Genomic DNA, 25,216 nt, shown 5'->3' with positions numbered 1-25,216 from the left:
GGTTGTGTGGAAGACGGCCGGGTTCCCACGGCGCCCGGACGGCGCTGGAGAACCCCTCTACCCACCCCGTCGGACTGGAGCCGTGTGAGCACCCCCCTGCCCCCGAGCGTGCCGCGTGAGCGGACCGTCGGCCGTGCCCTGACCGTCGTTCTGGCTCTGCTGACCGTCTTCGGGCCGATCTCGATGGACCTGTACCTTCCCGTCCTTCCGGCACTGACCAAGGCGCTGGACGCGGCGACCTCGACCGCGCAGCTCACCGTCACCGCGTGCCTGATCGGTCTGGCGCTCGGCCAGGTCGTCGCCGGGCCGGTGTCCGACCGGCTCGGACGCCGTCGGCCGCTGCTGATCGGTGTCGCCGCGTACATCGTCGCCGCGGTGCTGTGCTCGCTCAGCCCCAGCATCGAGGCGCTGATCGCCGCCCGCTTCGTGCAGGGACTGGCCGGTGCGGTCGGCATCGTGATCGCGCAGGCCGCGGGACGCGATCTGTACTCCGGCAGCAAGCTGGTGCGGTACTACGGCCGTCTGACCGTGATCGGCGGGCTCGCCGCGATCATCGGCCCGGTGCTCGGCGGCCAGCTGGCTTCGGTCACCGACTGGCGCGGCCTGTTCCTGTTCCTCGCGGCGGCGGGCACTGCGATCCTCCTCGCCGTCCTGTTCGTCTTCCGCGAGACGCTGCCGGCCCAGGAGCGGACCACGGGTGAGTTCCGGCAGACCGGGCGGGACTTCCGCCGGCTGCTGTCCGACCGGGTGTTCCTCGGCGCCGTACTGGTCATCGGCTTCGCCTACGCCGCCCTGTTCGCCTACCTCAGCGGCGCCACGTACGTGCTGCAGGGCATCTACGGCCTCTCCCCGCAGGGATATGCGTTCGCGTTCGGCCTGAACTCGCTCGGCTTCATGCTGTTCGGCTTTGTCGCGGGCCGCCTGGCCGGGCGCTGGTCGCAGAAGGGCACCTTGCTGGCCGGGCTCGTCGTGTGCCTGGTGGGCGCAGGCGGCGTGCTCGCCACCGGGGTCCTCCGCCTGCCCCTGCCGGCCATGGTCGTTTCGTTGTTCCTGCTGGTGAGTGGTGTGGCCACGGCGACGCCACCGGCCACGTCCCTCGCTCTGGCCGACTACCCCGACATCGCCGGCACGGCGTCGTCGCTGCTTGGCCTCGCCCAGTTCGCGTTCGGCGGTCTCGCCGCTCCGCTGGTCGGGCTCGGCGGCGCCGGCACCGCCGTCCCGCTCGGGCTGGTCACGGTCGTCTGCGCCGCCGTCGCGACCCTCGTCCACGCCGTGACCATCCACCCGCGCACCCGGACCTCGCAGACCGCGGTCGCCGCGCAGGACACCCCGGCGGACCGTGTGACAGCCGCCCCGTGAACGGCAGATTCGCCGCGGGACGGGACATCCGTCCGCGACCACCACAGGAGATACCTGACATGCAGTACGCACACCTGGGCCGTAGCGGCCTGAAGGTCAGCCGCCTGGCGCTGGGCACCATGAACTTCGGCGACGCGACCGACGAAGCCACGAGCTTCGAGATCATGGATGCCGCGGTGGAGGCGGGCATCAACCTGTTCGACACCGCCGACGTCTACGGCGGACCGCAGTCGCCCGGCATGAAGCAGGGCTACGGCCTGTCCGAGGAGATCATCGGGCGCTGGCTGGCCCAGGGCGGCGGCCGCCGGGAGCGGATCGTGCTGGCCACGAAGGTGTACCAGCCGATGGGCCCCGGCCCGAACGACAAGTACCTGTCCGCGTACAGGATCCGCCGCGCGGCCGAGGACAGCCTGCGGCGCCTGCGCACCGACCACATCGACCTGTACCAGATGCACCACGTCGACCGGTCGGCCCCGTGGGAGGAGATCTGGCAGGCGATGGAGCAGCTGGTGCGCGAAGGCAAGGTGACCTACGTCGGCAGCAGCAACTTCGCCGGCTGGCAGCTCGCCACCGCGCAGAACGCGGCCGCCGCCCGCGCCTTCATGGGTCTGGTGTCCGAGCAGAGCCTGTACAACCTCACCGCGCGCACCGTCGAGCTGGAGGTGATTCCGGCACTGCGCCACTACGGCATCGGACTGCTGCCGTGGAGCCCGCTGGGCGGTGGCCTGCTCGGCGGCGTGCTGCGGAAGGCGCGGGACGGACGCCGGGCGACGCCGCGGATGCGGGAGGCCGTCGAACGGCACCGCCCGCAACTCGAGGCGTACGAGGCCCTGTGCGCCGGCATCGGTGAACAGCCCGCCGATGTCGCGCTGGCCTGGCTGCTGCGCAACCCCGTCCTGAGCGCCGTGATCGTCGGCCCCCGGACCCCGGAACAGCTCGCCGCCGGTCGGCGCGCCCTCGACGTGACCCTGTCCGACGACACGCTGCGCACGCTGGACGAGATCTGGCCCGGCCCCGGAGGCGAGGCCCCCGAGGCGTACGCCTGGTAGCCACCGGCGCTCCCCTACCAGGCGGACGCCGAGCGCCCCGGTCGTACCCTCCCTGCGCACGTCCGGCTGGCCGGAGGACCGCGCTGCCGGGAGACTGGCCCCAGCGACTGCGTCCACGTCCGGCGCACTCCCAAGAGCGGACGGGAGGCGAGGAGCCATGGCGAGACCGATCTGGACCGGGGTGCTGACCTTCGGGCTGGTCACCCTGCCCGTGGGGCTGTACACCGCCACCGAGGACCACACCGTGCACTTCCACCAGCTCCAGCGCGGCACCTCGGACCGGATCCGCAACAAGCGGGTCAACGAGCGCACCGGCAAGGAGGTCGGCGGCGACCGGATCGTCAAGGGCTACGAGATCGACGAGGGCGAGTACGTCGTCGTGGAGCCGGAGGAGCTGGAGGAGATCTCACCGGGGCGGTCGAAGGTGATCGACCTGGCCGGGTTCGTCGACCTGTGCGAGGTCGAGCCCGTGTACTTCGACCGCACGTACTACGTCGGCCCGCGCGGCAAGGAGTACGTGAAGGTGTACGAGCTGATGCGGGCGGCGCTGGACCGCGCGGACAAGGCCGGGATCGCCACGCTCACCATGCGCGGCAAGGAGTACCTGACCGCGCTGCGGGCCCAGCCGCGCGTCCTGGTCCTGCACACCCTGCACTGGGCGGACGAAGTGCGCGACCCCGCCTCCGTGGTGCCCGACCTGCCGGAGCGGCGCACCAGCAGCGACAGCAAGGAGCTGCGGACGGCCGAGCAGCTGATCGACGCGCTCACCATCGAGTGGAACCCCGACGAGTACCACGACACCTACGAGGAACGGGTCCTGAAGCTGGTCGCCGCGAAGCGCAAGGGCGAGGAGGTCGTCGGCGAAGCGGAGCCGCCGGAGGCGACCAACGTCATCGACCTCATGGAGGCGCTCAGCCGCAGCGTGGAGCAGAGCCGGTCCCGGGGCCGCAAGGGCGGCGACGGGAAAGGGGCCGCCGGCAAGGCGCGGACCGGCGCCGGCAAGACCCGGGCCGCCGCCAAGAAGGAACCCGCCGGCAAGAAGAAGTCCGCGGGCCGGAAGGGCGCCGCGGGCCGCAAGGAGTCCGAGGACCTGGCGTCCCTGTCGAAGGCCGAGCTGCAGAAGCGGGCGAGCGCCGCCGGGGTGGCGGGACGGTCGAAGATGACGCGGGACCAGCTCGTGAAGGCGCTTGCGGGCCAGGCGGCTTGACCTCCGGCGTGCCGGAACTCGGGCCGGGCGGTCCGCTCGTCTCGCGCACGGCCGGCTTCCGTTCCAACTCGCCCTCCGTCGGCTCCCGTTGCGCTGCGGCCGTTGCCGGTGACGACGTCACTCGTACGGGTGCACCCGGTCCGGCCCTCCGTGGCATACGGACGCGTCCGTCGTTCGGCAGCGAGTGTGATGTTTGCCATGTGACGTGATGGACAAGCGGTGAACGGGCAAGGTACCCCTTCATGCCCCACGCCAACCCTCTGCGGCAGGTGATTCGATGACCACGGCGACGCCCCGGACGTTCCGGACGCCGCCCGCCCCCACCGGCGACACGACCGCCAGGGATTCACCGGCCTCCGCCAGGCCCTCGCTGCCGTCCCTGACGGGACTGCGGTGGATGGCGGCGCTGCTGGTGTTCGGACTCCACGTGAACAACTTCGGCTACTTCGGAGGCACCGGTGGCCGGCTCGTCTCCTGGGGATTCGGCGCCGGCGCCACCGGAGTGTCGTTCTTCTTCGTGCTGTCCGGCTTCGTCCTCACCTGGTCGGCGCGGCCCCGTGACCGCGCGCCCGCCTTCTGGAGACGGCGCATCGCGCGCGTCTACCCGGTGCACCTGGTCACCCTGGTCCTCGCGCTGGTCATGGCGTACACGCTGGCGAACCAGCAGAGGCCGACGCCGAAGCAGGCGCTGTCCAACGCGCTGCTGCTGCACTCCTGGTGGCGCCCCTGGTGGCAGACGCTGAACCCGGTCAGCTGGTCCCTCGCCTGCGAGGCGTTCTTCTACGCCGCCTTCCCGCTGCTGTTCCTGCTGCTGCGCCGGCTCGGGGCGCGCGGCGCGGTCGTGCTCGGCGCGCTGTCGGTGGCGGCGATCCTGGTGCTGGCCCGGGCGGACGCGCATCACTGGTGGAGGTACGCGCTGTACTCGTTCCCGGCGGCGCGGCTGCCCGAGTTCGTCCTCGGCGCGGTCACCGCGCGGCTGGTGCTGCTCGGCCGGTGGCGGGGCCCGGGTCTGGAGGCCTCGCTCGCCCTGGCGATCATCGGCTACTTCCTCGTCCCGCAGGTCGCGCCCGGTTACTCCGCGACCATGTGCACCATCACCGGGTACACGCTGCTCATTCCGGCCGCGGCCATGGCGGACCTGCACGGCCTGCCCTCGCTGTGGCGGCGTCGGCGGCTGGTGCGGCTCGGCGAGCTGTCGTTCGCCTTCTACATGGTGCATCTGCTGGTGATCCGGTCCGCCGCGCCGCTGCTCGGGACGAAACCGCACTTCGGGCCACTGGCGGGGATCGCGGTCACCGCGACCGTGTTCACCGTGTCGCTCGGCCTGTCCTGGCTGCTGTACGAGGCGGTGGAGCGCCCGGCGAGACGCCTGCTGCTGCGCCCGCTGCGCCGCCCGGCAGCGCAGCCGGACCAGGCGCAGGCCCGCCAGGAGGCTCCGGCCGCGGCCGGGGACTGAGCCGGCCGCGGCCTCGGACGGACCCGCCCGGGAAACCGGGCGGAAAAGTGCCCCCGGCTCGCTCCCGGAAGGTGCCGTGCCGGGGCGCTGTGCGCGCCGGAGGGCCTGCTGGCCGACCCATGAGGGGGAAGCCGACGCCCCCTTCGTTGCCCTCTCTGCCGCCCGCCGGCGCCCTCGGGCCCGGCCCGGCGGCCTGGCGTTCCGCCGCCCCCGCCCCTAGGTTCTGCGCAGGCGGCAAAGGGGGCTGGGGTGGACCGGGACATCCGCACGGTGGAGGACGTACTGCGGCTTCTGGACGGGCTGTTCGCACTGGAGGCCGACCGCTGGACGCGGGGCGCGGCCCAGTGGTGGGACGGCTTCTACGCGGACCGGGGCAGACCGGTGCCGTTCTTCGCGGGGAAGCCGGACGAGAACCTGGTGTCGTATCTGGACCGCGGTCTGATCGGTCCGGGGCGGGCCCTCGATCTGGGCTGCGGGCCGGGCCGTAACGCCCTGCACCTGGCCGCGCGGGGTTTCGAGGTGGACGCCGTCGATCTCTCCCCGGCCGCCGTCGCCTGGGCCGAGGAGCGCGCGCGGGAGGCGGGGGACACCCCGGGCGCGGTGCGGTTCCACTGCGGTGACGCCTTCGCCCTGACCACGGGCAGCGCGACTGGGCTGTGCGGCCCGTACGACCTCGTGTACGACTCCGGCTGCTTCCACCATCTGCCGCCGCACCGCCGTATCAGCCATCTGGCGCTGCTGGAGCGGGTGCTGGCGCCGGGCGGGCACTTCGCGCTGACCTGCTTCGCCGCCGGCCGGATGGGCTCCGAACTCCCCGACGCGGCGTTCTACCGCGAGCCCGGCCTGCACGGCGGCCTCGCCTACACTCCCGAGTCACTGCGCCGGATCTTCTCCGGTCTTCAGGAGATCGAACTGCGCGTCATGCGGCCGCAGCCGGCGGACTCCCCACTGTTCGGGGAGGACTTCCTCTGGACCGCCCTGTTCCGCCGTCCGGACCGCCGGTGACACGGCCGTGCGCCGGCACCCGGGTGCGGGTGCCGGCGCACGGGTTTCGTCACTTGTTCGCGCAGCCGCTACCGCCGGCCGGGTTCAGCAGCCCGATGACGTCGATGCTGTCACCGCACGCGTTGATCGGAACCTCGAGCGGCACCTGGATGACGTTGCCGGAGATGAGACCCGGGCTGTTGTTGGCGGCACCGACCGGGTTCGGGTCGGCGGCGAACGCGGTCGCCGAGCCTCCCATGGCAAGGACACCTGCGAGCACGGCGGTCGTGGCGAAACTGCGAAGACGCATGATCTGCCTCACTGGTTGACGGTGGGACTCTTTCATGACAGCCGTACCGCGCGCCGTGCGCCTGTTCACGTACGCCGTCCGGGACCTGCACCGAACGGCGTACGGGAAATTCCCTCCATCGGCCCCTGCCGGCGCCTGGATCAGGCGGTGGCGGGGAAGCGGTCCCAGACCCGGTGGGAGCCGAGCAGCCGGGTGAGCTGCTGAAGGACCGTGGTGGCGCCGTCGCCGGCGATCACACCGGGCGCGTCGAGGGGGATGCCGGCCGCCTCCAGCGCGGCCTGGCCGCCCTTGGCGGCGCCGATGGCCTTGCCGTGCCGGTACGCCTCCGCCAGCAGCAGCCCCACCCGCGGGTCGGGTGTGCCCTGCACGTCGCCGGGCAGGCCCGCCTTGGCGTCCCGCGCGCCGTAGGCGTCGGCGCCGACCCCCGGGGTGCCCGCCACCAGCACCGCGTCGAACTCCACGGACCGTGCCGTGGCGTACGTCCGCTGGACGGTGAGCGCGTCCGCGCCGGAGCCCAGGGTGCCGCCCGTCGGTGCGACGACGAGCGGGACCATCCCGCCGTCCAGCACCTCCTGGCGTGCCGCCCGCACTCCGTCGAGGTCGCCGTCGGGGCCGGTGACGATGCCGATGATCCGGCCGTCGGTGGGCCAGGTGCGGCCGACCTGGGACAGGGCGGGGCTGGGCTGCACGTCGGCGAGGGGCACGGTGGGTTCGGGGGCGGGCAGGCCGAGACCGGCGGCGACGCCCGCGCACAGCTCCGGGTCGATGTTCGCCAGGACCTGCAAACCCCGCTCCTTGATGGCCTGCTCGTAGCACTTGCTCAGTTCGAAGGTGTAGGCGCCGATGATGTGCTCGCGCTCCACCGGGCTCATGCTGAGCCAGAAGCGGCGCGGCTGGCTGAAGTGGTCGTCGAACGACGCCGGCGCCTCGCGGACCTTCGTCGCCTCCGGCACCCGTACCGGCGCCTCGATGTACGCGCCGTCGGCGGCGCCGGCCGTGAACGGGCAGCCGCCGTCGAGGGAGTTGGGGCGGTAGGGGGCCACGCCCCGGTGCACGGCGTCCTGGTGGAAGCCGTCTCGCGTCATGTCGTTGACGGGCGCGTGCGGCCGGTTGATGGGGATCTGCGCGAAGTTGGGGCCGGCCAGCCGGGTGATCTGGGTGTCCAGGTACGAGAAGAGGCGCCCGGCGAGCAGCGGGTCGTCGGTGATGTCGATGCCGGGGACGAGGTGGCCGGGGTGGAAGGCGACCTGCTCGGTCTCGGCGAAGAAGTTCGACGGGTTGCGGTTGAGGGTGAGCAGTCCGATGGGCTGCACGGGGGCCAGTTCCTCGGGGACGATGTTCGTCGGGTCCAGCAGGTCGATGCCCTCGAACGTCTGGTCGGGGGTGTCGGGGAAGGTCTGGATGCCGAACTCCCACTCGGGGTAGGCGCCCGCCTCGATGGCGTCGGCGAGGTCCCGGCGGTGGAAGTCCGGGTCGACGCCGTTGACGATCTGCGCCTCCTCCCACACGAGGGAGTGCACGCCCAGCTTCGGCTTCCAGTGGAACTTCACCAGCGTGGTCCCGCCGTCGGCGTCGACCAGCCGGAAGGTGTGGATGCCGAAGCCCTCCATGGTGCGGAAGGAGCGCGGGATGCCCCGGTCGGACATGTTCCACAGGGTGTGGTGGGTGGCCTCGGTGTGCAGGGTGACGAAGTCCCAGAAGGTGTCGTGGGCGCTCTGGGCCTGCGGGATCTCCCGGTCCGGGTGCGGCTTGCCGGCGTGGATGACGTCCGGGAACTTGATGGCGTCCTGGATGAAGAAGACCGGGATGTTGTTGCCGACCAGGTCGAAGACGCCCTCGCTGGTGTAGAACTTCGTCGCGAAGCCACGGGTGTCCCGGACGGTGTCGGCAGAGCCCCGGGAGCCGAGCACGGTGGAGAAGCGGACGAACACCGGCGTCTCCACGCCCTCGGCGAGGAAGGCCGCCTTGGTGACGTTCGCGGCCGTGCCGTAGCTGCGGAACACCCCGTGCGCGCCGGCGCCGCGGGCGTGGACCACGCGCTCGGGGATGCGCTCGTGGTCGAAGTGCATGACCTTTTCGCGCAGGTGGTGGTCCTGCAGCAGCACCGGGCCGCGCGGTCCCGCCTTCAGGGAGTGATCGGTGTCGTACAGCCGGGTGCCCTGGGCGTTGGTCAGATAGCTGCCGCTCTGCGCCATCCGCGCCTGATCGGCGCCGGTGGGCTGCCCCGTGGGGGAGACGGTCTCCGGACCGGTCTGGTCGGGCTTGGGCGGCAGCGGCTCATGGGGTTCGGTCGGCTCCGCGACCGACGGCGCCTCGGGGCCGGGCTTGCCGGGGATGCCCTCCTCCGGACCCGCGCCGTCGCCGCGCAGGGCGTCGACCGCCTTGTCCGCCGCTCGCTTCAGGGGGTTCGTCTCGCTCATCGCTGCTCTTTCCTTCGCTGGTCACGGGGGCGGGCCCGGCACCGGCGAAGCGGGGCGTCCGACGCGCGGTGGCCACGCCCGGGGCATGCGGCCGACAAACACATACAGATCAGATGAAAGGGGTCGACGCGGCCCTCGTAGCGAGGTCCCCGGGCCGGGGCGTCCGAAACCGGGAATCAGGAGGATTTCCGGTCGGGGTGAAGTCGGGCCGTCTCCCATCGACTTGCCGGGACGGCAGGGCCCGCCGGACGTGCCGTCCGGACCCGGGGACGTCGCGCAGGGCCAAGTGCCCCCTGCCGAGGGTGTCTTCGTCGGCGGGCCGGCTTCTTGACCCGGGCAGGCGGCGCACGCCCGCCCACACCCGCCAGCCTAGGCGCTGCGCCGGGCACCCGCAGTCCGAGCGGCCGGCGGCGGGTCCGGTCACCTCGCGTGTCGTGTCACGGGCGGGCGGTGACGCGCAGGGTCTTCAGCGTCGGGTCCGCCGCGTCGGAGATGAGGAAACCGTGCTCCACTCCGCTGCGCAGGAAGTCCAGCACCTCCTCGGTGATCACCTCGCCCGGTGCCACGACGGGCACGCCGGGCGGATAGGGGCTGATCATCTCGGCGCAGATCCGGCCCACGGCCCGTTCGGCGGGCACCTGTTCGGCGGGCCCGAAGAAGGCCTCGCGCGGCAGGACCGCCTGCTCCAGTTCGAGCACCCGGGGCTCGGGCAGCCGCACGGGGGGCTGCCGTTCGATCGACCCGGCGTTCTCCACCAGGGACCGCATGGCGTCGAGGAGGACCTTCTCGGTCTCGTCGTCGTCCGCGTGGGTGATGGAGGCGCTGATCCGGCAGCTGTCCGAGCCGCCCACGTCGACGTGCCGGTGCGCCCGCAGCCACTCGGCCGCCTGCATGCCGCTGATACCGAGGTCCCGGACGTCGATGACGATCTTCAGGGGGTCGAACTCGGCCGCGAGTCCCTCCTCGACGACCTCGCCGCCCATGACCCGCAGCTCCGGCAGTTCCCGCAGCTCCGCGCGGATGCGCTCGGCCCGGTGGAAGGCCCTGTCCAGCAGCTCGTGGCCCTGCTCGGCCATCTGCCGCCGCCAGCCGTCCAGGGCGCCGTACACCAGGGAGGAGGCGCTGGTGGTGCCGAGCAGGTCCTCGCGCTGCTTGAGCACGGCGGGATCCACCCGGTCGTGCTGGAGATGGAAGACCGAGCTCTGCTCGATGGCGCCGCCCATCTTGTGGACGCTGGTGACGACCAGGTCGGCGCCGGCGTCCATGCCCCAGGCGGGCAGAGCCGGGTGGAAGGGCAGATGGGCGCCCCAGGCCTCGTCCACGATGAGCGGTACGTCGTAGGCGTGGCAGGCGTCGGCGACGCCCCGGATGTCGGCGCAGGTGCCCCAGTCGGTGGGCGTGATCAGCAGCATGCCCTTGGCGTCGGGGTGCTCGCGCAGCCGGTCGCGGACGTCGTCGGGCTCCGGCGGATGGGCCATGTGCCGTTCGGTGTCGAACTTCGGGTGGACCCAGATCGGCTCCACCCCGTTGATGATCACCGCCGCGATGACGGATTTGTGCGCGTTGCGGGAGAGCAGCAGCTTCTCCCCGGGGCCCGCGACCGCGAGCATCGCGGTCTTCACGGACAGGGAGCTGCCGCAGGTGGAGAAGAAGGCGTGCTCGGCGCCGACCGCGTCGGCCATCAGCTCCTGTGCCTGCTCCAGCACCCCCTGGGACTCCCGGCGGTCGTCCAGGCCGTTGAGGGTCAGCACGTCCGAGCGGAAGACGTCGATGCCGAGGACGTCGGCGACCCGGGGGTCGGTGCCGCGGCCCTGCTTGTGACCGGGCGGTCCGAACACCACGTCTCCGCGGCGCCGGAACTCCTGGAGGGCCTCGAGTACGGGTGCGCGCGAGTGATCCATGCGTGTCCTCTTCCCCTTCCGGCTGCTTCTCCGGCTTCCGCCGGTGCTGCCTCCGCGTCCCCGTCGGCATACGGAGGGTGCGGCCCCGTCCGCACGGGCCGCACCCTCCGTGTTGCACTCGGCGCGCGGTCGAAACCCCGCGGGCCCCTCCTCAGCTGCGGATCACGGGAAGGATGTCACCTTGGACGGGACGGTGCTCGTGCCCGAGGTGGGTGCGCCGGTGCTGTTGACGACGTGGGCGTACTGGCCGTTGCCGCCGAGGGAGATCACCAGCAGGTCGTGCATCTTGATGCCGCTCGTCGCCGGCACCTGGAAGCCGTGGGCCTGGACGATCGACGGATCGGCGGTGTAGTTGCAGTAGCTGCCGAGCCCCCAGGCCTCGTGGGTGGTGACGGAGTCGGCGACCTTGTAGGCCGCGTAGCCGACGATGCCGTCGTGGGTGATGGCGGCGGCGTTCGGGGCGTCGTACGCCTTCTCGTTCTGGAAGAAGATCGTCCGGCCGCGTTCGCCGTTCCAGTAGACGTCGTACTTGTTGAAGTGTTCGACGAACAGGCCGGTGGCGAGCACGTCGTTGCCGTTGACTCTCAGGCCGTAGTCGGCGCGGTTGGTGTCCCAGCCGACGCCGCTGCCGTGGTCGGCGCGCCAGATCCAGGTGTGGTCGATGACGGTGTTGTTGCTGTTGACGACGAGCGAGTTGGTGGCGAGGCCGGGTCCGGCGCCGCCGATGCGGAAGAACACGTCCTGCACGGTGGTGGGGTCGGCGGAGTGGTCGGCGCTGGAGCCGGGCGTGCCGATGCGCAGCAGCGTGTCGGAGTTGACCGGTCCGGCGTCGATGAGGAGCCCGGCGAGCCGGACGCCGTCGACGTCGGCGACGTGCATCGCGTCGACGCCGTTGTCCGGGACCAGGGTGGCCAGTCCGAGGCCGAGGACGACGGTGTCGGGGCGGGTCACCTCGATCGTCCGGTCGAGGTGGTAGATGCCGGGGGTGAACAGGAGGTTGAGGCCCTGGGCGAGGGCCGCGTTGATGGTGGCGGCGGTCGCTCCGGGCTTGACGACGTAGAACCGGTCGAGCGGGAGACTGGTGCCCGGGGTGTTGGGCCAGGACACGCCCCGGGCGTTGGTGCGCTTGCCGGGGACGAACACCTTGTAGTCGCTGCCGTCCAGGTACAGGTACGGCTTCTCGCGGGAGACCGGTGTGGTGTCCAGGGTGGTGTACGGGCCGCTGTCGAAGTTGGTCGCGGGTGCGCCCTGGACGCCGGAGAACGTCATGTTCCACACGCCGTTGGTCCAGCCGCCGACCGAGCTGTCGCGGGTGTACCACTGCTGCTGGGAGTACGGGCCGACGGTGCCGTCGATCTTGGAGTCCGCGATGTAGCCGCCGGAGGCCCAGCCGTAGCCGTTCGGAGCGAGGTTGAGGCCGCCCTCGACGTGGATACGGCGGAAGGGTGCGGCCTGCGCCACGGCCCAGCGGTCGGTGCCGTTGGAGGGCTTGATGGCGAGGTTCTCCGCCGAGCGCCAGAAGTTCTGGGTGGCGTTGCCGTTGAACCAGCCGGCGTCGACCGTGACGTCCCCGTTGATCTGCGTGTCGTCGGGGTTCAGGCCGAGGCCGGAGATGGAGGTGTAGAAGCCGATCTGGGCGTTGATGCCGTTGTAGGTGCCCGGCTTGAGCAGGAACTGGTAGCGGCCGGTGCCGAACTGGGCCGACTCCTGCTGCTTGAAGACGTCGTCGAACTTCTGCTGGAGGTTCGGGGTGGAGGGGTCGACGACGATGACGTTCGGGCCGAGGTCGCCACCGCCCTGGACGGGCCCGGTGCTGCCGGTGGCCGTGGTGTGGACGGCGACCTCCCACAGGGAGTACCCGTACCCGGTCCCGCGTGCGGTGCCGTAGATCCGGACGTACCGGCCGGAGCCGCTGACGTCGTAGGACGCCGTGCCGCCGGTGGCGCCGGTGACGGTCTTGAGGGTGGTCCAGTTCTGTCCGTCGGTGGAGGACTGCAGCTGGAAGTCCTTGCCGTAGGCGGCCTCCCAGTTCAGGTCGATCGAGCACAGGTCCTTCACCGCGCCGAGGTCGACCTGGAGCCACTGCGGGTCGGAGAACTGGCTGGACCAGCGGGTGGTGGCGTTGCCGTCGAAGGCGGCGGAGGCGGGTGTGCCGGCGTTCTCGGTGGAGGACGCGGTGGCGGGCCTGCCCTGGGCGGCGTTGGCCGTGTCACAGGTCTGGGTCGCGGCCGCGGCGGCCGGGGTGTGGGAGAGGGGCAGGGTGATCAGTGCGGCCATGGCGGCCAGCGCGACACCCAGGTGTCTTGGTCGTGTGCGGCTTCTCATCTGGCGGCTCCCGAGGGGAAGACGAGGCCAATAATCGGGCCTCGAGGCTTAGTTCAGGTTTTGATTTAAGTGGTGAGACAAGCGGACGGCAAGTGTTCGGAAGCCAAAACCTCAAGAACCGCGAACCCCGGGACCTCAGAACCGCAGCCCGTGTCCCCGGCCGAGCACCAGGTGCGGATCGTGGCGCCGTTTGGCGTCGGCGAACGCCGCCCAGCGGCCGCCGTAGTGGTCCCGCCAGTCGGCGTCCGTCATGGGCAGCGCGTTGACGGGATAGGCGACCGCGCCCCGGGACCGGGCGAGCCGGTACGCGGCGCGGTTGGCGGCCACCATCGCCGCGACCGTCTCGGGTCGGTCGGGCTCAGCGGTGCGCAACAGGGCGAACAGGTAAAAGACTTCACCGGACGGGCGGCTGAACAGGGGCGCCCGCAGCCGACTGGACAGCAGCGGGTACAGCAGGGCGAGGCCTCGGTCGCGCAGGTCGCGGAAGGCCGGGTCGGCGACGACGGCGCGGACGACGGACTCGGCGTTGTCGTGCGGCAGGAGGAGATTCAGCCAGGGATGCGGATGCAGCCACTCCCCCGTCTCCCGCAGCACCTCCTCGTCGGTGTCCACGCGATGGGCGAACTCGCCGTAGGCCAGGTCCTCCGTCTCCACGGCGGCGGGATCGTGCGCCAGTCCGTCGAGGAGGGCCGCGTCGTCGGGCGGGCGGAAACCGTCGTGCGGCGCGACGGCCTCGGTCATGTACCGGCGGCCCTCGTCGTCGGCGGGCCGGACCTGGCCCTCCAGATAGGCGAAGCGCTGCTCCTCGGCCAGCCGCCGCTGGTCGGCGAGACAGCGGGTCAGGTCGGCGTAGTACAGGCAGTACCGTCGGACGCGGGCGGGGGCGCGGACCAGGCGCAGACGTGCGGACACGATCACCGCGCACTGGCCGAGCCCGGCCAGTACGGCGTGGAACAGCTCGGGGTCCCGGCCGGGAGAGCAGACCCGGTGCTCGCCCGCCCCGGTCACCACCTCCAGTTCCAGCACCTGGTCGGCGACCAGGCCGTGCCGGTGGCCGGCGCCGCCGAGTCCGCCCGCCGACAGCACACCGCCGACGGCCGCGCCGAGGTAGTCGGTCAGGACCGGCGGGGTGCGGCCGTACGGCAGGGTGGCGGCCAGCACCTCCCGCCACAACGCCCCTGCCTGCACCGTGACCTGATCGTCCGTCACGGGCCCGATCCGGTTCAGGGCCCGCAGGTCCAGTACGATCCCGCCGCCCGCCTGCCCCTGGCCGTACAGCGAGTGGCCGCCTCCGCGCACGCCCACCGGGATGCCGCGGGGCCCGGCGAATTCCAGCAGCTGCCCGATCTCGGCGGCGGAGCGTGGGCGCAGGACGCCGAGCGGCGTCTCCCGCACGATGTGCCCGAAGTCCTGCGCGCACGCGGCCAGGGTCTCCGGGCGGGTGTCCAGGGCGAGGCCGAAGCGGGCCGTGAGCTCGTGGGCCAGGGTCATGCGGGCATCACATCAGAGGGCCCGGCGCGCGTCGAGAACGCCGTCAACCCAGCTGATCCGTCTGGTGCTTGACGAGGTCCAGCAGGGCGGCGTGGGTCTCGGCGTCGGCCGCCGCGACGAGGCCGTTCGCGCCGCTGAGCACGGGCTCGCCGTGCAGGCCGGTCACCGTGCAGCCGGCCGCCCGGCACAGGGAGATCCCGGCCGCGAAGTGCACGCTGTCGCGCAGGTCGCCGTCGGTGACATAGGCGGCCCGGCGCCCGGCGGCCACCCAGGCCAGCGCGAGGGTGCTGGAGATCACCCGGGGACGGAACCGTGCGGCGAAGCCCGGGTCGGCGAGGAGCCGGGCGGCCTGGAATCCGGGGGCGTTGGGGAACGGCGGGTCGAGGTTGACGTCCACCAGCGCGGATTCCGCCGAGGGCGTCAGCCGTTCGTCGGCGCCGTCCTCGCGCACCCAGGCGGCCTCGCCGTCGGTCCAGAAGACCTCGCCGCCGAACGGGTCGGCGGTGGCTGCGGCCGTCACCCGGGAGCCCTCGCGCAGGGCGACGTTCACGCCGACGAGCATCGTCCGCACCGCGTAGTTGAGGGTGCCGCACAGCGGGTCGACGAGCCAGCGGCGGTGTGCGTCGGCCGCGCCGGAGCGTCCGCTCTCCTCACCGGTCACGGCGTCGTCGGGACGGGCGGCGCGCAGCACCTGGAGGATGGCCCGCTCGGCGGCGTGGTCGGCCTCGGTGGCGAAGTCGCCGGCGGTCTTGTCGTAGCGCGCGAGCCGGCCGCCGTAGAGGTCGCGGACCACGGCCGCGCCCGCCTGGGCCGCGGTGACGGCCAGCCGGGCGTCGGAATCCCCGTTGATGATCGACATGGGCGCAGGATAACGGTGCTGCCCTGACAGGGGGTTGGGGCCCGCGCGAGGGGAAGCGACCGCGCGGGCCGGGGCCGGTCGGCCGGTCTATCCCTTCCGCTGGTGCGCGGAGCCGGTCGGGGTGAAGGAGAGGGTCTGTTCGGCGGCGGTGCGCCCGGCGCCCACCGGAGTGCCGCTGGTGTCCGTCCAGGCGCGCACCGGTGTGGTCTCGGCGAGCCGGCCGGTGTCGCCGGAGAGGCCGAGGGCGAGTCCGCTGTAGCGGTTGACCAGACGGTAGGTGCCGCCGGAGGAGTTCCGGATCACGAACCACTGCTGCCCGGCCGACGGCCCGCCGGAACGCGCCGCCGTGACGGTGGGTTCGGCGCCCCAGGCGCGGCCGGTGGCTGAGGAGGAGTCCACGCCGAGCAGTCGGCCGCCGGCGGCGTTGGTCACGGTGAAGGCACCGTCGCCGGTCGGGGTGAAGAACCAGGTGTCGCGGCCGGAGGCGGTGGGCCGGGCCAGTGAGGTGGTGGCGGAGCCGGCGGTCGTCTGGGCGAGGATGCGGCCCGCGCCGGAGGCGATGCGGTAGCCGCGGCCGGTGTCCACGGGCGCGGCCGCGGGGTTGACGCCGTCGACGGTGATGTCGACGTACTCGCCGGAGGCGTCGTGCGAGCAGCCGAAGGCGCAGTAGGAGCGGAACGACCTGCCGACGATCGTGGAGCTGGTCCGGTTGGCGCTGTCGAGGAACCAGCGGTACCAGGAGGCGGTGGTGTAGTCGCCGGTGTCCCCGATGAGATGCCACTTCTGGCTCGCGATGTCGTCGGTGGCGTAGAGGTACTGCGGTGAGCCGCCGCTCTGGTCGACGGCCTGGGGTTCGCCGATGTAGAGGCCGAGATAGGCGTCGTAGGCGATGTTCATGACGAACAGCGGCGAGGTCGGGGGCATCGTGCCGGCCGCGATCTGCTGCGCCGCGGTGCCGGGGTTGGCCGGGTCGTACTCGGCGGAGACGGGCGTGTAGCCGGTGGGGTGGCCGGCGTCTACGGGGACGATGTTGCTCTCCTTGCCGCCGGTGCCCGGCTGGGACCAGGCGCCGTCGTACCACTTGCGCCAGGAGCCGGGGGCCATCTTGGCGGACATCGGCGCGCGGGCCACGTGCTCGTAGAACGCCTTCCAGCCGCCGTTCTTGTCGACGATCCGGGAGCCGTAATAGACGTAGAAGTAGCCGGAGGCGGCGTCGGCGAAGAGGCGCTGGTCGCCGTCGCCGTAGGAGTACGTCTGGTTCGGGAAGGCCGTGGTGTCCCCGCGCCTGGTGCTGTACGGGGAGGTGATCACATGGTCCTTGACGGTCCAGGTGCGGCCCCGGTCGGTGGAGACGGCGTAGTCGATGGCGTCGTAGTGCAGGCCGTCGCCGAAGGGCTGCGGGGTGAACTCGTTGTGCACCAGGCCGTACCAGTCGCCGGTGTCGGGGTCGATCCAGACACCGGACAGGTCGCAGTAGTTCTTCTGGGCGTAGCCGGAGCCGCTGGGAGCGTAGGTGGCCTCGCGGCCGGTGGGGCTGTTGTTGCAGCGCCAGGTGGTGTCGTCGTTGCGGTCGGCGGGGTTGGCCGGGTTCACCGACTTGCTGAGGGCCTTGTCGAAGGTGGCGGAGTCGAAGTCCTTGCCGGTGTAGAAGTCCCAGGTGCGCGGGTCCGTCGCGCCGTACAGCGCGGCGGACTGCTGGTAGTGGAAGGTGCCGTCCCGGTCGACGTAGGCGGAGGCGGGGGTGTCCGTGGGGTGGGTGAAGGGCACCGGGGTCCCCACGGTCACGGTGTAGCCGGCGTCGGCGGGTGCGGCGGCGGTCGCGGGGGACGCGGCGCCGCCGCCCAGGATCAGTGCGGCGGCCGCGGCCACGGCGCCGCCCGCTCTGCTGGAGAGTCGCAACTGTGCTCCTTGGTGCCGAGGATTCCGAAGGGCCGGTCGCCTGGAACGATCCGGCTCCGGCTGCTGCCCCCACAATGGACTCCCGTGCTTTCCCTCTTGCACTTTCGCGCGTACGTCCGCCTCGGCGCCCGGTGTCAGGGCCGCTCGGGCGGGGCCGCGGGCAGCGGGCTGTCCCAGGCCAGTTGGCGGATCAGCGTCTCGTCCGGCTCGACGGGCCGGGCCACGGCGGGAGCCGGGCGGGACGGGCTGCGCGTGCCGCGGGACAGGCCGCCGCTGACGGTGATGTTGTGCTCCACCCGGGGGCGGCGGTGCCGTTCGTACGCGGCGAACGCGGATCCGGCGTCGGGCAGGTCGCGCAGCGCCTTGGCGAGGACGACGGCGTCCTCCAGGGCCATCGAGGCCCCCTGGCCGGTCGCCGGGGAGGCCGCGTGGGCGGCGTCGCCGATGAGCAGGGTGCGCCCCCTGTGCCACAGTGCGCCGAGCGGCATCTCGGTGGCGTCGGTGACCATGACGGCGCCCTCGGAGGCGGCGACGATGTCCGCGGCGGGCGCGCAGTCCTTGCGCAGCAGCGGCAGCAGCTCCTCGCGCCAGGCCGCGTGGTGCGCGGAGCCGCCGGCGGCCAGCGGCTCGGTGCTCACCCGGGCGAACCAGTACGTCTGCCCGGCGGGCGACGTCGCGTACCCGAAGGTGGTCTCGCCGCCCCGGACGAAGGTGATCACGCCGGTGCCGTCGGCGGCGGTGCCGCCCGAGTAGCCGTAGAAGATGCGCTGGCCCGCGTACGTGGGCCGCGCGCCGGGGGCGAGGATCCGGCGCACCGTGGAGTTCAGGCCGTCGGCGCCGAGCAGGAGGTCGGCGTGGGCGGTGCCGCCGTCGGCGAACCGGGCGGTGACGCCGTGCGGGCCGTCCGTGACGCCGGTCAGCCGGGCGCCGTGGCGCACCCGGACGCCGCGTCGGGCCGCCTCGCCCTGCAGGGCCGCGTTCAGCTCGCCGCGGCGCAGGCAGCGGTAGCGCAGTGCGGGGTCGGCGACCTCGCCGAGCGGTGCGTGCGTCAGCTCGGTGCCGTCGCCGTCGAGCAGCCGCAGCGAAGTCAGCGGAAAACCGACCCCGGTGACGGCGTCCGTGGCGTCGAGCTGGGCCAGGGCGCGCATGCCGTTGCTCGCCAGGGTCAGGAACGCCCCGATGTCCTCGGCGGAGTCGGGGTGTGCCTCGTACACGGTGACGTCGTATCCGGCCTTGTGCAGCCCGAGCGCGGCCGCGGTCCCCGCGATGCCGCCGCCGATCACCAGTACTCTCGTCGCGTCCGTCCCGCTCAACTGCCGCTCCTCGCGCCGACCACGGCCGTCCCCGTCCGGCCCTGTCCATCCGGTCGTGCCCATCTAAGGGCAGGGGCGGGTTCGGCGGCGGGCCGGGGGGCCGAGATCCGGACAGGACCACCCGTCCGCCGCCGCCTGCCCCTGGGGAGCACGGCACACGGGTGCTGTGCACGGGCGCGCCCCCTGTGTGACGGGTGATCGCCGGTGAATTGGGTACTTCCCGGCCATGCGGGTGAGCGTGCTGGATGCCGGGTCGAACACGGTGAGACTGGTGATCGCGGATGTGGAGGGGGGCGTTCCGCTGCCGGTGCACACCGTCAAGTGGAAGCTGCGCCTGTCCGAACACGTCGGTTCGGACGGCACCATCGCCGACGAGGCGGTCGAGGCGCTGGTGAAGGCGGTGGCCGCGGCGGGGGCCACCGCCCGGCGCTGGCACGCCTCGGGCCCCATGGCCTTCGCCACCGCCGTGGTGCGCGCGGCCCCGAACCGGCAGGAGCTACTGCGCCGGGTGGCGGCCGGAACCGGGATCCGCATGTGCACCCTGCCGGGTGAGACCGAGGCGGAGCTGACGTTCCTGGCCGCCCGGCGCTGGCTCGGCTGGCACGCCGGCCCGCTCGCGGTGCTCGACATCGGCGGCGGCTCGCTGGAGGTGGCCTTCGGGCGGGGCCGGCTGCCCGACTTCGCCGCGTCCCTGCCGCTCGGCGCGCGGCGGCTCACCCAGGAGTACTTCGGCACCGAGGATCCGCCGCGGCGCGAGGAGTTGAAGGAGCTGCGCCGCCGCATCCGCCATGAGCTGCGGGACGTGGCCTCGCGGATCCGCTGGGAGCGGCCCCGCACCGCCGCCGTCACCTCCCGCACCTTCCAGCAGCTGGGCCGGCTGTGCGGGGCGGCGCCGGGGCGGTACGGCCCGTTCGTGCGGCGGGAGATGCGCTGCCGGGACCTGCGCGAGGCGGTCCGCACGCTCGCCGCACTGCCCGCCGCCGAGCGGGCCCAGCTGCCGGGGATCTCCGCGCCGCGCGCCGAGCAGAGCCTGGCCGGAGCGGTCGTGGGGCACACGGCACTGAAGCTCATGGGGCTGCGCGGGGCCGTGGTCTGCCCCTGGGCGATCCGCGAGGGCGTGCTGCTGCGGTACATCGAGGACGGCGCGGACTGGTGGACGGACATCACCGACGCCACCGACCCGGCGGTACCGCCCTCACCGGCGCCCCTCCGCATAGCGAGCCCATCGGCCTGACGGCCCGTCGGCCACAACAAACGGCACCCCCCGCCGATCGGCTCTCGTACGGTCCGGGTCGGGGGTGAGCGGACCAGCGGCCGAACAGCGGGGCCGCTCGCCTGACGGGCCCGGCTGACGGCGACCCGCCAACCGGCCCTCATACGGTCCGGGGCGTCTCCGGCGCCGACCGGCCGTGCTGAACAGCGTGGGCCGCGCCCGCTCTCACCCCCGTCCGGGAGTTTCCCGGAGGTCGGCGAGGAGCTGGGCGTCGGTCACCGTGTGGTCGTCCTTGTGGTGGTCCCAGCGGGCGAACGTCCGTGCCGCCGCCCTCGCGAAGTCGCCCGGGATTCCGGCCTCTTCGCACGTGCCGGCGATCTCTTCCATCTCCGGCTCCCACCGCCAGGCACGCGGCCCGGCGCCGGCCAGCCGCCGCGGATCGGCGAGAGGCGTGCCGGGCAGCGCATCGGCGGCGAGGTCGCGCAGTTCGTCCAGGACGCCGTGGGCGCCGGCCAGGGCGGAGGCGTGTGCGGCGAGGGCGTGGCTGATCTTGTTGTACGCGGCGAAGGACAGCTTGAGCGCCGAGGCCCGCCCGACCGGGCCGGCCAGCGGGTACGGGGTGAGCAGCGTGCCGTCGAAGAGGGAGGAGACGGTCCCGACCGCCTCCGGGTCGCCGGAGAGGTAGAGGCGGGTGGTGCCGGCGGTCCGCGGCGGCGGGCCGGTGATCCCGCCGTCCACCAGCGTCACCGGGCCGTCGGCGCACAGCGCGGCGATCTCGGCCATCCGCTGGGGAGCGACCGCGTTGGCGTCGACGTACACGCCCCGGAAACCGGCGGCCACCACGCTCCGAGCGACGGCCGGCGCGGCGGCCGGCGGGCACACGCTGAGCACGATCTCGCAGCGGGCCGCCAGTTCCGCCAGATCGGCGGCGGCGTTCAGCCCGGCCTCGGCGGCCCGCTCCCCGGTGCGGGCCGAGCGTCCTTCCGGCACCCACCACACCCGCGCCCCCGCGGCCACCGCCTGCGCCGCCACCCGCGCGCCCATCGCGCCGGGGTGCACGATTCCCACGTCACACCGAACCATGCGCCGACCCTAACCGCCCTGCCCCGCCCGGTTCGTACGCCCCCGCCGGCCCGGTTCGCACGTCCGCGAAGCCGCCGGGAGAAGCTCCCGGAACAACAGCCCCCGGAACGACACTCCCCCAACGTGTAGCGATCATGACAAATGCAGGGTAGGCATGCCCCTATGCCTTTACGTCGACCACGATCGGGAACCACACGGCTCGCCGCGCTCGTCGCCGCCGCGGCGCTGCTCCTCGCGGGCTGCGACAGCGGCGGCACCTCGCACTCCAGTGACGGACGGACGCGGCTGACCGTCGCGGCGCTGCCGCTCGCCGACTCCGCCGCCCTCTATCTGGCCCGGGACCGCGGGCTGTTCGCCAAGGAGGGCCTGGACGTGCGCATCCAGCCCGTGCAGCAGAGCATCCAGGCGCTGCCCGCGCTGCTCAAGGGCCAGGTGAACGTGATCGCGAGCGCCAACTACGTCACCTACTTCCAGGCGTACGAGAAGGGCACCCTGGACCTGCGCATCCTCGCCGAAGGCGTCCGGATCGCCCCGCACATGATGGACGTGCTCGTGCCCAAGGACTCCGCCCTGAAGTCACCCGCGGACCTCGCGGGCAAGAAGGTCGCCGTCGCCGTCCTCAACAACATCCAGTCGCTGACGCTGAACGCGATCCTCGACGCCCAGCACGCCGGACGGCCCGTCTACCGGCAGATCCTCTTCCCGCAGATGGGCCCCGCCCTGCAGAAGGGCCAGGTGGACGCGGCCCACGCGGTCGAGCCCTTCGACACCGCCGTCCAGAGCGAGCTTGGTGCTCGCGTGCTGCTGGACGGCGGGTCGGGGCCCGCGCGCGGCCTGCCCGCCAGCGGGTACGTCACCACGGCCGACTTCGTGAAGAAGAACCCGAAGGCCGCCGCGGGCTTCCGGCGCGCCGTCGAGGCGGCCTCCAAGCTCGCCGCCGGCGATCCGGCGGCGGTCCGCGCCGAGCTGCCCAAGTACGCCAAGGTGACCGCGGACCAGGCCAGGTCGCTCCATCTGCCCGGCTACCCGGCGACCGCCGACCCGTCCGCGCTGCACCGGCTCACCCGGCTGATGCGCGCTCAGGGCATGCTGAAGAAGGACATCGATCCGGCTCCGCTGCTGGTGAAATGACACGGCGCCAGGAAGCGCTGCTGGGCCTGCTCGGCGCGGCGGGCGCGTTCGGGGTCTGCGAGGCGGTCGCCCGGGCCGGGGTCGTACGGCGCAGCTATCTGCCGCCCGCATCCCAAGTCGTCGCCCGCGCCGCCCGGTTGGCCGGTGACACGGCCTTTCTCGACGGGGTGGGGGTGACCCTGCGGGCGTGGGCGCTCGGCCTCGGGCTCGCCTGTGCGATCGCCGTGCCGCTCGGGCTGCTGCTGGGCTCGGTGCCGGTCGTGGAGGCCGCCGTACGCGCGGTGATCGAGTTCCTGCGGCCCCTGCCGTCCGTCGCACTGATCCCCCTGGTGTCGCTGCTGCTCGGCTCCGGCACCCGGACCGAGGTGACGCTCGTCGCGTACGCCTCGCTGTGGCCGGTGCTGTTCAACACCGTCTACGGCCTCGGCGAGACCGATCCGCTGGCCAAGGACACGATGCGCGCCTTCGGGTTCGGGCGGCTGGCGGTGCTGCTGCGGGTGGAGTTGCCGGCCACGGCCCCCTTCATTGCCGCCGGTGTGCGGATCTCGGCCGCGGTGGCCCTGATCCTGGCCGTGGCGACGGAGATCCTCTCCGGCTTCGGCCAGGGCCTGGGCATCTTCATCGCCCAGGCCCAGACCGAGACGGACGGCACCGAAGACGTGCTGGCCGGGGTGGTGTGGGCGGGCGTGCTCGGGCTGGTGATCAACGGCGTACTGGTCGGCGCCGAACGGCGGTTGTTCGCCTGGGCGCAGGAACCCCGGCCGGAGCGGAGCCGCCCATGACGCGGACACAGGGCGACGCGCCGGGGCCGCCCCGCGCCGGCGCCGTCCCCTTCCTGCTGCGCTGGGCGGTGCTGCTCGTCGCCGTGGCCTGCTGGGAGCTGGCCGCCCGGGCGCAAGGCAGCGTCTACTTCCCGCCGCCGCTCAGGATCGCCCGGCACGCCGGCACCCTGTGGTTCTCCGGGCCCGTCGGTCATCTGTTCCTCACCCCGGCCGCCGTCGACACCATCCTGCCGAGCCTGGGCCGGATGACGGCGGGGTTCGCGCTCGCCGCCGTCGCCGGGATCGCCCTCGGGACCGCGGTGGGCCGCTCCCGGCGGGCGTACGCGCTGTGCAACCCGGTGTTCCAGTTCGCACGGGCCGTGCCGCCGCCCGCGCTGGTGCCGGTGTTCGTGGTCGTCTTCGACTTCGGCACCCCCATGCAGGTGGCGTCGATCGTGTTCAGCGCCGTATGGCCGGTGCTGATCAACTCGGCCGAGGGCGCCCGGGCCACCGACCCGCTGCGGCTGGAGGCGGCGGCGGTGCTGCGGCTGACGGCGCCCGAGCGGCTGTGGTTCCTGATCCTGCCCTCGGCGCTGCCCCGGATCTTCGCGGGGCTCCGGCTCAGCCTGTCGCTGTGCCTGATCCTGATGGTCTTCTCCGAGCTGCTGCCGGGCAGCGACAACGGCATCGGCTTCACGCTCACCGACGCCCAGACGCGCTCCGACCTGCTCACCGTGTGGGCCGCGCTGCTGCTGCTCGGCGCGCTCGGGTATCTCCTCAACACCACGCTGCTGGCGGTCGAGAAGCGGCTCGTCGGCACCCGGACGTCCGCAGGGAGGACGGCATGACGACGGCCACGGTCCGCGAGGCGGTCGTACGGTTTCTGCGGGACACCGGCATGACCACGGTGTTCGGCAATCCGGGCTCCACGGAACTGCGGATGTTCCGCGACTGGCCCGACGACTTCACCTACGTGCTCGGCCTGCAGGAGTCCGTCGCCGTCGGCATGGCGGCCGGGCACGCGCTCGGCACCCGGCGGGCCGCCTTCGTCAGCCTGCACTCGGCCGGCGGGGTCGGGCACGCGCTCGGCGCGGTGTTCAACGCCTTCCGCGACCGGGTGCCGCTGGTGGTCGTGGCCGGACAGCAGGCGCGCTCGCTGATCCGGCTGCGGCCGTTCCTCGGCGCCGCCGAACCGGCCCTGTTCCCGCGCCCGTACGTCAAGTACGCCCATCAGCCGGAGCGGGCCGAGGACGTGCCGGCCGTGCTCGCGGAGGCGTACCGGATCGCCATGACGCATCCGCGTGGCCCGGTGTTCGTGTCCGTGCCCGAGGACGACTGGGACCGGCCCGCCGAGCCCGTCACGCCCCGCACGGTGCACTCGGGGTTCACGGCCGACCCCGGGGCCCTCGACGCGCTCGCCGCCCGGCTGGACGCGTGCGCGCGCCCGGCGCTCGTGGTGGGCCCGGGCGTGGACGACGAGGACGCGCTGGAGCTCGTCCTGGCGCTGGCCGAGCGGATCAGGGCCGGGGTGTGGATCAGCCCGCTCTCCGGCCGCTCGGGGTTCCCGGAGTCGCACCCGCTGTTCCAGGGGTTCCTGCCGCCGATCGCCCGCCCACTGGCCGCGCGGCTCGCCCCGTACGACGTGGTGGTGGCCCTCGGCACGCCGGTGTTCACCTACCACGTCGAGGACGACGGACCGCCGCTTTTGCCCGGCACCGAACTCTTCCACCTGGACTGCGACCCCGGCCAGGCCGCCTGGCTGCCCACCGGCACCAGCATCGTCACCACCCTGCGGCCCGCGCTGGAACGGCTCACCGGGCTGCTCAAGGGGCCCGACCGCGATCCGCCGCCGCCCCGGCCGGCCCCCGCCCCGGCCCGCGCCGAGGGGCACATCACCCCGGAGCTGTTCTTCGACCTGCTCAGCGCCCGGCTGCCGCGCGACCGGGTGCTGGTCGAGGAGGCGCCGAGCCACCGCGACACGCTCCACGCGCGCGTGCCCGTCGAGGCGGGCGGCGGCTTCCTCACCACGGGCAGCGGGGCCCTCGGCTGGGGCCTGCCCCTGGCGGTGGGCCGGGCGCTGGCCGGCCGGCGCCGGGTGGTGTGCGTGGCCGGCGACGGCTCGGCGCTGTACTCGGTGCAGGCCCTGTGGAGCGCGGCCCGGTACGCGGCCCCGGTCACCTACGTCCTGCTGGACAACGGCGGTTACGCGGCCGTCCGCGCGCTGGGCCGGCGGATCGGCATCGCGCCGGTCCCCGGCACGGACATCACCGGCATCGACTTCGCGGCGCTGGCTCAGTCCTTCGGCTGCCCCGCGGCGCGCGCCGAGCACCCCGAGGAGCTGCCGGCCGCCCTGGACCACGCCCTGGGCCGGGGCGACGACACGGGCCCCTTCCTGCTGCACGTGCGCATCGCCGGGAGCGCGGGCACGCTGTACGAACCCTGGGCCGGGTGAGGG

Annotated in this window: 19 protein-coding genes; 10 read left to right on the top strand and 9 right to left on the bottom strand. The window is 73.0% G+C overall.

The window, feature by feature from the left end; genetic code table 11:
* The first annotated feature begins 84 nt into the window (after positions 1–84).
* The 5 genes from AB0950_RS21580 to AB0950_RS21560 all read left to right on the top strand — a co-directional run bounded on the left by AB0950_RS21580 (position 85) and on the right by AB0950_RS21560 (position 6,076).
* Positions 85–1,359 (top strand): multidrug effflux MFS transporter, encoded by a 1,275-nt coding sequence (locus AB0950_RS21580; RefSeq protein WP_366779216.1) that lies wholly within the window; start codon positions 85–87, stop codon positions 1,357–1,359.
* A gap of 59 nt (positions 1,360–1,418) precedes the next feature.
* Complete coding sequence (locus AB0950_RS21575) at positions 1,419–2,408, top strand: aldo/keto reductase (protein ID WP_366779215.1); 990 nt, start codon at positions 1,419–1,421, stop codon at positions 2,406–2,408.
* A gap of 157 nt (positions 2,409–2,565) precedes the next feature.
* Positions 2,566–3,615, top strand: coding sequence for a Ku protein (locus AB0950_RS21570; protein ID WP_366779214.1), 1,050 nt, complete (start codon positions 2,566–2,568; stop codon positions 3,613–3,615).
* Positions 3,616–3,892: 277 nt separating this feature from the next.
* Entirely contained in the window at positions 3,893–5,071 is a 1,179-nt protein-coding gene (locus tag AB0950_RS21565) for an acyltransferase (protein ID WP_360156302.1), read from the top strand.
* Positions 5,072–5,320: 249 nt separating this feature from the next.
* On the top strand, positions 5,321–6,076 hold the full coding sequence (locus tag AB0950_RS21560; RefSeq protein WP_366779213.1) for a class I SAM-dependent methyltransferase: 756 nt from the start codon (positions 5,321–5,323) through the stop codon (positions 6,074–6,076).
* 49 nt (positions 6,077–6,125) lie between these two features.
* Here the strand turns inward: AB0950_RS21560 and AB0950_RS21555 are convergent, their stop codons facing one another.
* The 8 genes from AB0950_RS21555 to AB0950_RS21520 all read right to left on the bottom strand — a co-directional run bounded on the left by AB0950_RS21555 (position 6,126) and on the right by AB0950_RS21520 (position 18,573).
* On the bottom strand, positions 6,126–6,365 hold the full coding sequence (locus AB0950_RS21555; protein WP_360156308.1) for a chaplin: 240 nt from the start codon (positions 6,363–6,365) through the stop codon (positions 6,126–6,128).
* A gap of 140 nt (positions 6,366–6,505) precedes the next feature.
* Positions 6,506–8,785 carry a catalase gene (locus AB0950_RS21550; protein WP_360573009.1) on the bottom strand — a complete coding sequence of 760 codons (2,280 nt, stop codon included), beginning with the start codon at positions 8,783–8,785 and terminating at the stop codon, positions 6,506–6,508.
* A gap of 437 nt (positions 8,786–9,222) precedes the next feature.
* Entirely contained in the window at positions 9,223–10,686 is a 1,464-nt protein-coding gene (locus AB0950_RS21545) for an aminotransferase class I/II-fold pyridoxal phosphate-dependent enzyme (RefSeq protein WP_366779212.1), read from the bottom strand.
* Between the two features lie 162 nt (positions 10,687–10,848).
* Complete coding sequence (locus AB0950_RS21540; protein ID WP_360156317.1) at positions 10,849–12,963, bottom strand: discoidin domain-containing protein; 2,115 nt, start codon at positions 12,961–12,963, stop codon at positions 10,849–10,851.
* 183 nt (positions 12,964–13,146) lie between these two features.
* Positions 13,147–14,502, bottom strand: a complete 1,356-nt coding sequence (locus tag AB0950_RS21535) for an FAD-binding protein (RefSeq protein ID WP_360156320.1) — start codon at positions 14,500–14,502, stop codon at positions 13,147–13,149.
* Positions 14,503–14,545: 43 nt separating this feature from the next.
* The gene (locus tag AB0950_RS21530) at positions 14,546–15,361 is read right to left on the bottom strand and encodes an inositol monophosphatase family protein (protein ID WP_360573017.1); all 816 of its coding nucleotides are present in this window, start codon (positions 15,359–15,361) and stop codon (positions 14,546–14,548) included.
* 87 nt (positions 15,362–15,448) lie between these two features.
* The gene (locus tag AB0950_RS21525) at positions 15,449–17,260 is read right to left on the bottom strand and encodes an RICIN domain-containing protein (protein WP_360156326.1); all 1,812 of its coding nucleotides are present in this window, start codon (positions 17,258–17,260) and stop codon (positions 15,449–15,451) included.
* A gap of 134 nt (positions 17,261–17,394) precedes the next feature.
* Positions 17,395–18,573, bottom strand: coding sequence for an NAD(P)/FAD-dependent oxidoreductase (locus tag AB0950_RS21520; RefSeq protein ID WP_360573021.1), 1,179 nt, complete (start codon positions 18,571–18,573; stop codon positions 17,395–17,397).
* 226 nt (positions 18,574–18,799) lie between these two features.
* Between AB0950_RS21520 and AB0950_RS21515 the strand changes: the two genes are divergently transcribed.
* The gene (locus AB0950_RS21515; RefSeq protein ID WP_360573023.1) at positions 18,800–19,807 is read left to right on the top strand and encodes a Ppx/GppA family phosphatase; all 1,008 of its coding nucleotides are present in this window, start codon (positions 18,800–18,802) and stop codon (positions 19,805–19,807) included.
* A gap of 204 nt (positions 19,808–20,011) precedes the next feature.
* On the opposite strand, the gene AB0950_RS21510 is transcribed toward AB0950_RS21515, so the two are convergent.
* A complete protein-coding gene (locus AB0950_RS21510; RefSeq protein WP_360573025.1) occupies positions 20,012–20,869 on the bottom strand; it encodes a DUF1932 domain-containing protein in 858 nt (285 codons plus the stop codon).
* A gap of 162 nt (positions 20,870–21,031) precedes the next feature.
* On the opposite strand from AB0950_RS21510, the gene AB0950_RS21505 reads away from it, so the two are divergent.
* Genes AB0950_RS21505 through mdlC form a run of 4 tightly spaced genes read left to right on the top strand, consistent with a single transcriptional unit; the run spans position 21,032 to position 25,213 of the window.
* A complete protein-coding gene (locus tag AB0950_RS21505) occupies positions 21,032–22,000 on the top strand; it encodes an ABC transporter substrate-binding protein (RefSeq protein WP_360156338.1) in 969 nt (322 codons plus the stop codon).
* Entirely contained in the window at positions 21,997–22,782 is a 786-nt protein-coding gene (locus AB0950_RS21500) for an ABC transporter permease (RefSeq protein WP_360573029.1), read from the top strand. Before AB0950_RS21505 ends, AB0950_RS21500 begins: the two co-directional genes overlap by 4 nt.
* On the top strand, positions 22,779–23,609 hold the full coding sequence (locus AB0950_RS21495; protein WP_366779211.1) for an ABC transporter permease subunit: 831 nt from the start codon (positions 22,779–22,781) through the stop codon (positions 23,607–23,609). Before AB0950_RS21500 ends, AB0950_RS21495 begins: the two co-directional genes overlap by 4 nt.
* Positions 23,606–25,213: a benzoylformate decarboxylase gene (gene mdlC / locus AB0950_RS21490; protein WP_360156347.1), complete on the top strand. Its 1,608-nt coding sequence runs from the start codon at positions 23,606–23,608 to the stop codon at positions 25,211–25,213. Before AB0950_RS21495 ends, mdlC begins: the two co-directional genes overlap by 4 nt.
* Positions 25,214–25,216: the final 3 nt, after the last annotated feature.

It is taken from the genome of Streptomyces sp. NPDC007189 (assembly GCF_040703635.1).
Classification (GTDB): Bacteria; Actinomycetota; Actinomycetes; order Streptomycetales; family Streptomycetaceae; genus Streptomyces.
Note: the sequence above shows the minus strand (reverse complement) of the source record. Positions and strands in the feature narration are given on the sequence as shown.